Genomic DNA, 7,494 nt, shown 5'->3' with positions numbered 1-7,494 from the left:
AAGGAAAGGGAAAACGACGCTTTTCCCTTTCCGTGGAGCGAAAAGTCCCGGATTGGACTTTTTGCGACTCTATCATTGTTGGACTCGCAAAACGGCTCCAATGGACGTTCTGCGAGGTTATCACAATTAAAGACAAGGCGATGACGGGGACAGTACCCGCTTTTACAGCGGCCCACAGCGATCCGGGGATGGTGAGAGCCCGGCGACCGTGAAGGCGGAGGAGATCACCCCGGAGCCGTTCCGCTGAATTCCCGAGTCCCGCCAGCTGCGGGATCGAGGGACATAGGCGGGGCCGGGTGCGCCCGACACAGCGCCAGAGGGGTCCGGCAACCTTTCAGGAAAGGCTCTGAAGCGTGCCGGGCAACCGGGGTGGTACCGCGGAAATGATCCGTCCCTGGAGGGGCGGTTTTTTTATTTTTACACGCTTCACGGTTCACGGTTCACGATTCATGTTTCACCTGTCAATGTAATCTGTAACCTTCCTGGATCTTGGATCCTGGATCCTGGATGAATGCCGGGATTTGAGATATGAGATTTGAGATTCACAACAAGAGAGAATTCAAATGTCTGACGAAAAAAAGAGCTACAAGGACACCCTGAACCTCCCGGATACGGAGTTTCCCATGCGGGCCAGCCTGCCCACGAGGGAACCGGAAAGGCTCGCCCACTGGGAGGAGACCGGCCTTTACGAGAAGATCCTCGAGGACCGGAAGAATGGGCCGGTCTACACGCTCCACGACGGTCCTCCCTATGCCAACGGCCATATTCACATGGGAACGGCACTCAACAAGATCCTGAAGGATTTCGTGGTCAAATCCAAATGGATGGCGGGCCATTACTCCCATTACGTCCCCGGATGGGATTGTCACGGACTGCCCATTGAGCACAAGGTGGACACTGAGCTCAAGGCCAGGGAGAGGGGCCTTGAACCGGTCGAGGTCCGACAGGCCTGCAGGAAGTATGCTGAAAAGTATATCGATATCCAGAGAGACGAGTTCAAGCGCCTGGGCGTTTTCGGGGATTGGGACAACCCTTACCTGACCATGGCCTTCCACTACGAGGCCAGGATCACCAGGGAGTTGGGCGCCTTCATCGAAAAGGGCGCCGTGTATAAACGCAAAAAACCTGTTTACTGGTGTTCCTCCTGCGGCACAGCCCTGGCCGAGGCGGAGGTCGAGTACCACGACCACACTTCACCGTCCATCTACGTGAAATTTCCTTTCACCGACGACCCGTCAGAACGGGTCGGGGAGCTTTCAGGAATCCCCACAGCCGTCGTCATCTGGACCACCACCCCATGGACCATACCGGCCAATCAGGCCGTTGCCCTGCACCCGGATATGACCTACGCGGCGATTCCCTGGAACGGGGAGGCGATCATCGTGGCCGATGAGCTTATCGGCAGCGTGGCGGCGGCTTTGAACCTCGAGGATCCGGAACCCATCGTGAAGTTCAAGGGCGCCCTCCTGGAAGGGCTCAAAACGCGCCACCCCCTTTATGACCGGCCGTCGGTCATCGTCAATGCCGACTACGTCACCCTCGAAGCCGGAACGGGGTGTGTTCATACGGCTCCCGGCCATGGGCAGGAGGACTACGAGACAGGGTTGAAGTACGACCTCGAAGTCTATGCCCCGGTGGATGACGCGGGCCGGTTTACACCGGATGTCGAGTTTTTTGCCGGAATGCACGTTTTCGAGGCGAACAAGGCGGTCAACGACAAGCTGCGGGAGGTGGGCGCCCTACTCGGTGAAAAGTCCATCGAACACACCTATCCCCACTGCTGGAGATGCCGTTCACCCATCATCTTCAGGGCCACGGAACAGTGGTTCATCTCCATGTCGCACTCCGGCCTGAGAACAAATGCCTTGCAGGAGATCAACAATGTCACATGGATACCGGCATGGGGACAGCAGCGTATCTACCAGATGATCGAGAACCGGCCGGACTGGTGCATCTCGCGCCAGCGTTCGTGGGGCTCCCCCATCACCGTCTTCTATTGCGAGAAGTGCGACGAGACCCTCATGAGCCGGGAGATCTGCGATCACGTGGCCGATCTCATGGAAGAGCACGGGGCGGACATCTGGCACAGCGCCGAAGCCGCCGGGCTCCTGCCTGCCGGGACCACCTGTTCCTCCTGCGGGGGGACGACCTTTCGCAAGGACATGAACATCCTCGACGTCTGGTTCGACTCGGGGGTCAGTCACGCAGCCGTACTCGAAGACAGGGATGATCTTTCGTGGCCTTGCGACATGTACCTGGAGGGATCCGACCAGCACCGCGGGTGGTTCCACAGCACACTCCTGGCGTCCGTGGGGACGCGGGGAAGGGCTCCCTACAGGGAAGTCCTCACCCACGGATACGTCGTGGACGGACAGGGCCTCAAGATGTCCAAGTCAACGGGGAACGTCATGGCCCCCCAGGACATCATCGACAAATACGGGGCCGAGATCATCCGCCTGTGGGTGGCGGCCGAGGACTACCGTGACGACATCAGGATCTCCCAGGAGATCCTCCAGCGCCAGTCCGAAGCATACCGGAGGATCCGCAACACGTGCCGCTACCTGCTGGGGAACCTGAGCGATTTCGACCCGGCAACGGATGCGGTACCCTACGGTGAGATGGAGGAGCTCGACCGTTGGGCCCTTCTCAGGCTCAGCCAAGTCACGCGAAGGGTCCTGGACGCCTACGACCGGTACCAGTACCACACCGTTTTTCACACCCTTCACAACTTCTGCGTCGTGGACCTGTCCAACTTCTACCTGGACATCCTCAAGGACAGGATGTACGCTTCGGGACGGGACAGCGCTTTGAGAAGGTCGGCCCGGACCGTATTTCTCCATCTGGCGGAAGCGATCGTCAAGCTCATGGCCCCCATCCTGTCCTTCACCTCGGAAGAGGTGTGGGAGCATCTCCCGGGCCAACGCCCCCAAAGCGTGTTTCTCTCGCGGTTCCCTGAACCGGACGACGCGGTAATGGACAGCGACCTCGACCAGCGCTACCAGGAGCTTATCAGGATCAGGGAGGTGGTGACCAGGGCCCTGGAGGAAAAACGCCGGGACAAGGTCATCGGCAACTCCCTGGAAGCCGACATCCGGATCGAGTGTACGCAGCAAAAAACAGCTGACTTCCTGGGATCTTTCGGCGGTACGCTGGCAGACCTTTTCATCGTATCGGACGTGGCGTTCGAAGTCGTCGACAAGATCTCCGTAGATCTTGTCCGGGATGATAAAGTCCCCGGCCTGGGAGTGGAGGTGGCGAGGACCGGCGGAACCAAGTGTGAACGGTGCTGGAAGTTCACCATGGACGTCGGATTCTCCGAGGACCACCCGGCCATATGCGGCCGCTGCCACGCCGTCCTGGAGGATCGATGATCGGCGATTTCACCCTGTTCGGCGTGATTGTCGCCGCCGACAGGATCTCCAAAATGATCGTGCCCAGGTTCCTGGACCTCTACGAGTCCATCCCGGTCATCCCCGGCCTGTTCGACATCACCTATGCCCGGAATTCCGGCGGCGCCTTCGGGATCCTTGCCTCCTGGGACAGTCCCCTTCGAAGAGTTTTTTTCATCCTTGCATCCGTCGCTGCCATGTTCCTTCTATGGGTCCTGTACAGGCAGGCAGCGGCTTCAACATCCCGTTCATTGCGACTGTCCTTCGCGGCCATCGGCGGGGGAGCGTTCGGGAACCTCTACGACAGGGCGGTCACCGGTGAGGTCGTGGATTTTCTCGACTTTTACCTGGGCTCTTACCATTGGCCCGCTTTCAACATCGCCGATTCAGCAATCTCGATCGGCGCCGTCATCCTGGGTTACCTGTACCTGACCGGGAAAACCGACACTATTTAAAATAACCTCGTAAAATATCTCCTCGGGCTATTTTACGAGCTGGAGTTAAACCTGATGTTTCCTGATCTGCTGAGTATCGGCCCCCTGACCATCCACACCTACGGCCTAATGGTTGCCCTGGGCATCCTGGCCGGGGTGGCGCTTGCAGAGTACCTTTACCGCGGGGCGGGAGGTGACCCAGGGCGCATGGTGGACATCTCTTTCATCGTGGTTTTAAGCGGCCTTCTCGGCGCGAGGGCCCTCTTCGTCGCGGTCAGCTGGAGATATTTTGCCGCGAACCCCCTGGAGATCATCATGCTCTGGAAAGGGGGGCTCGTCTTTTACGGCGGGCTGCTTGGCGGGATCGTCGGCCTTTTCGCCTGTATCAGGATCTACGGACTCAAAACGGGCCTGATGCTGGACATCGGGGCGACGGCCATCGCCCTCGGGCACGCGATGGGAAGGCTGGGTTGTTTTTCCGCGGGGTGCTGCTACGGAAAGGCGGCCGACCTGCCCTGGTCCATCACCTTCACGGACCCGAGGTGCCTGGCGACGGAGGTCCTCAACCAGCCTGTCCATCCGACACAGCTTTACTCATCGGCCTTTCTGTTCGCCCTCACCGGTTTTCTGGTCTGGCAGCACCACCGCAAACGTTTCGAAGGGCAGATCGCATCACTTTACCTGCTTTTGTACGGGCTGTTCCGGCTGACCGTAGAGTATTTCAGGGGCGACCCGCGGGGATCGCTTTCCTTTGCCGGGCTAACCCTTTCCACCAGCCAGTGGATAAGCGTCGTGATGGTCGTCGTGGGGGCGGGAACGTATGCGCTGTTGCATCGAGGACGTAGTATGGAAAAGCCCCGGCAATAGCTGGCCGAGGCTTTTGGTATCGGCGTGTCGGGGTATCGGCGTACCGGAGTAAAACCACCTGAAATTACAGGCAGCATCCTGTTTCATTTCAACCAGCCCTACCTCACACCGTCACCCCGTTACCCCGATACTCCGCTACAGTCATTTATCACTGCCAAAACCGGGAGCTTGAATTACATACCGCTGAAGGCGGATCAGGGTTTACCCGTCATTCCGGACGCCCTTCCAATATGTCCCTTTCCTCATTCTCCCTCTCCCCTTGGGGGAGAGGGCCGGGGTGAGGGGAAATATCACCCCCACCTCGATCCTCCCCCCTCAGCAGGGGGAGGAAGAATAATGAAGTTGTCTATTACAGGATCCGGAATCCTTGGATCCCGGATAATGACGCTGCGCGTCATTTCCGGGATAACGATCGTCTCACATCCTGCAGGCGCCTACCGCATCAGTCCCGGTATATCCTGACGATGACCACATACCTCCGCTTTTTTCGGGCAGACTGTGAACCTTTTTTCTGACTGCCTGAATAAAGCGGAGGGGAGGCCGGCTTGCGCCAACCTCCCTTCCTGTCCCTGAGACGGCCAGGGATGACTGCTGATAGTCCGCGAAAGTCTGTGCGAGACTTCCGCTCTACGGAAACCGAAAAGCGCGGTTTTCCCTTGCCTCACGGGATGATGATTCTCCTTTCTATCATCATCCCGGGCGCCTCTCCCAGGCGCGGCGATCCAGGATCAGCGACCGGTGTTTGCAGAATCCCGTTTCACCTTTCACTGTTCACGATTCACCGATCTTACATATCGTAATAAAGGAAGAACTCGTAGGGGTGGGGCCTGAGGTTAATGGCGTTCACCTCGGCCTCCCGCTTGTAGGCGATCCACATCTCGATGAGGTCCGGGGTGAAAACATCGCCCTTGAGCAGCCAATCGTGGTCCTTCTCCAGGTTGTCGAGGGCCTCCGCGAGGGAACCGGGGAGACCGGGGATGCCGGCTTTTTCCTCGGGGCTCAGGCCGTAGATGTTCTTGTCGAGGGGCTCACCGGGATCGATGCGGTTCTCGATGCCGTCGAGGCCGGCCATAAGCATGGCAGCAAAGGCGAGGTAGCCGTTGCATGTCGGATCAGGGGTCCTGAACTCGATCCTCTTGGCCTTGGGGCTGGCCGAGTACATTGGGATGCGGATGGAAGCCGACCGGTTCCTGGAAGAGTACACCAGGTTGATGGGGGCCTCGTAGCCCGGCACCAGACGCTTGTAGGAGTTGGTGGTCGGGTTGGTGAACGCAACCAGGGCCGGGGCGTGCTTGAGGATCCCGCCCATGTAGTGCATGGCCAACTCACTCAGGCCGCCGTAGCGGTCCCCCGCGAACAGGGGCTTGCCGTCCTTCCAGATGCTCATGTGGGTGTGCATCCCTGAACCGTTGTCTCCGAAGATGGGCTTGGGCATGAAGGTGGCCGTTTTGCCGTACCTGCGGGCCACGTTCTTGACCACGTACTTGAACCTCATGAGGTTGTCGGCCGACTGGACCAAAGGGGTGTACTTCATGTCGATCTCGGCCTGACCCGCAGTAGCCACCTCGTGGTGCTCGGCCTCGATCTCGATCCCGTAGTCCTCCTCGAGGATCTGGACCATCTCCACCCTGATGTCCGTCTGGGTGTCGTTGGGCGGAGCGGGGAAGTAACCGCCGCCGTGCCTGGCCTTGTAGCCGAGGTTGGGTTCCTCGTCCCTGCCGGTGTTCCACTCCCCCTCGTCCGAGTCGATGAAATAGTAGCCGGAATGGGCGTTCTGATCGTACTGGATGTTGTCGAAGATGAAGAACTCGGCCTCGGGCCCGAAGTTGGCCGTGTCGCCGATGCCCGTGGACTTCAGGTAGGCTTCCGCCTTCTTGCCTACGTGGCGGGGATCCCTCGAGTAGGACTCCTTGGTGATCGGGTCGACGATGTCGCAGATCATGGTCAAGGTGGGTACCCTGGTGAGGAACGGATCGACCTGGGCCGTTACCGGATCGGGGATGACCAGCATGTCGCTGTTGTGAATAGGCTGCCAACCGCGGATGGACGACCCGTCAAAACCGTACCCCTCCTCGAAGGTGCTCTCATCGAGCTGGCTGATGGGTACCCCGAAGTGCTGCCACGTCCCCGGCAGGTCCATAAACTTCAGATCCACCATCTTGATGCCTTTTGATTTCGCGAACTCCAGAACCTCTTTCGGTGTCATGATATATCCTCCGCCTTTATGTCTTTTTCCGTTTCCATGGGACTTTCCAGACGCATTAAATTTCATCTTAAACCTGCCTTCCACCAGGGCAGGTTTAAGATCAGATGGCTTCTTCACCCGTCTCGCCCGTCCGGATACGGATCGTATCCTCTACAGGGATCACAAAGATCTTTCCATCGCCGATCCGCCCCGTCTTGGCAGCCTTGGCAACAGCCTCGAGGACCTTGTCGAGGATTTCGTCCTTGACGACGACCTCGATCTTCACCTTTGGGAGAAAGTCAACAATGTACTCGGCGCCCCGGTACAGCTCAGTATGACCCTTCTGCCGACCGAACCCCTTGACCTCGCTCACGGTCATCCCCTGGATGCCGAGGGCGTTGAGGGCCTCTTTGACATCTTCCAGCTTGAACGGTTTGATGATCGCTTCAACTTTTTTCATGAACAAACCTCCCTTTTGCCGTCTCAGAATAAACAATGAACTGGTGTCCATTGTTTATATAGTTGATGACTTCGCAAAAAGTCATCAACGCGCCCCGCGCGGGGCGCCCAAAGCAATGACCCGTCCCGCAAGTCATTAATTTGCGGGATAAGTCATTGA

At 58.4% G+C, this 7,494-nt stretch carries 6 protein-coding genes; 4 read left to right on the top strand and 2 right to left on the bottom strand.

What is annotated here, in order from left to right; all coding sequences use genetic code 11:
* The 4 genes from P1S46_10490 to lgt form a co-directional block, all read left to right on the top strand.
* Positions 1-212, top strand: a 212-nt coding sequence (locus P1S46_10490) for a hypothetical protein (GenBank protein MDF1536907.1), incomplete at its 5' end; no start/stop codon positions are given.
* Between the two features lie 351 nt (positions 213-563).
* On the top strand, positions 564-3,371 hold the full coding sequence (gene ileS / locus P1S46_10485) for an isoleucine--tRNA ligase (GenBank protein MDF1536906.1): 2,808 nt from the start codon (positions 564-566) through the stop codon (positions 3,369-3,371).
* Positions 3,368-3,844: a signal peptidase II gene (lspA, locus tag P1S46_10480; protein ID MDF1536905.1), complete on the top strand. Its 477-nt coding sequence runs from the start codon at positions 3,368-3,370 to the stop codon at positions 3,842-3,844. The genes ileS and lspA overlap by 4 nt, the downstream gene beginning before the upstream one ends.
* 54 nt (positions 3,845-3,898) lie before the next feature.
* Positions 3,899-4,690 (top strand): prolipoprotein diacylglyceryl transferase, encoded by a 792-nt coding sequence (gene lgt, locus P1S46_10475; GenBank protein ID MDF1536904.1) that lies wholly within the window; start codon positions 3,899-3,901, stop codon positions 4,688-4,690.
* Positions 4,691-5,477: 787 nt separating this feature from the next.
* Here the strand turns inward: lgt and glnA are convergent.
* Both glnA and P1S46_10465 read right to left on the bottom strand, forming a co-directional pair.
* On the bottom strand, positions 5,478-6,896 hold the full coding sequence (gene glnA / locus P1S46_10470; GenBank protein ID MDF1536903.1) for a type I glutamate--ammonia ligase: 1,419 nt from the start codon (positions 6,894-6,896) through the stop codon (positions 5,478-5,480).
* 100 nt (positions 6,897-6,996) lie between these two features.
* Positions 6,997-7,335: a P-II family nitrogen regulator gene (locus tag P1S46_10465; GenBank protein ID MDF1536902.1), complete on the bottom strand. Its 339-nt coding sequence runs from the start codon at positions 7,333-7,335 to the stop codon at positions 6,997-6,999.
* Between the last annotated feature and the right edge of the window lie 159 nt (positions 7,336-7,494).

The organism is bacterium, assembly GCA_029210545.1.
In the GTDB taxonomy this organism is placed as follows: Bacteria; BMS3Abin14; BMS3Abin14; order BMS3Abin14; family BMS3Abin14; genus JARGFV01.
This window is presented reverse-complemented; position numbering and strand designations above follow the sequence as displayed.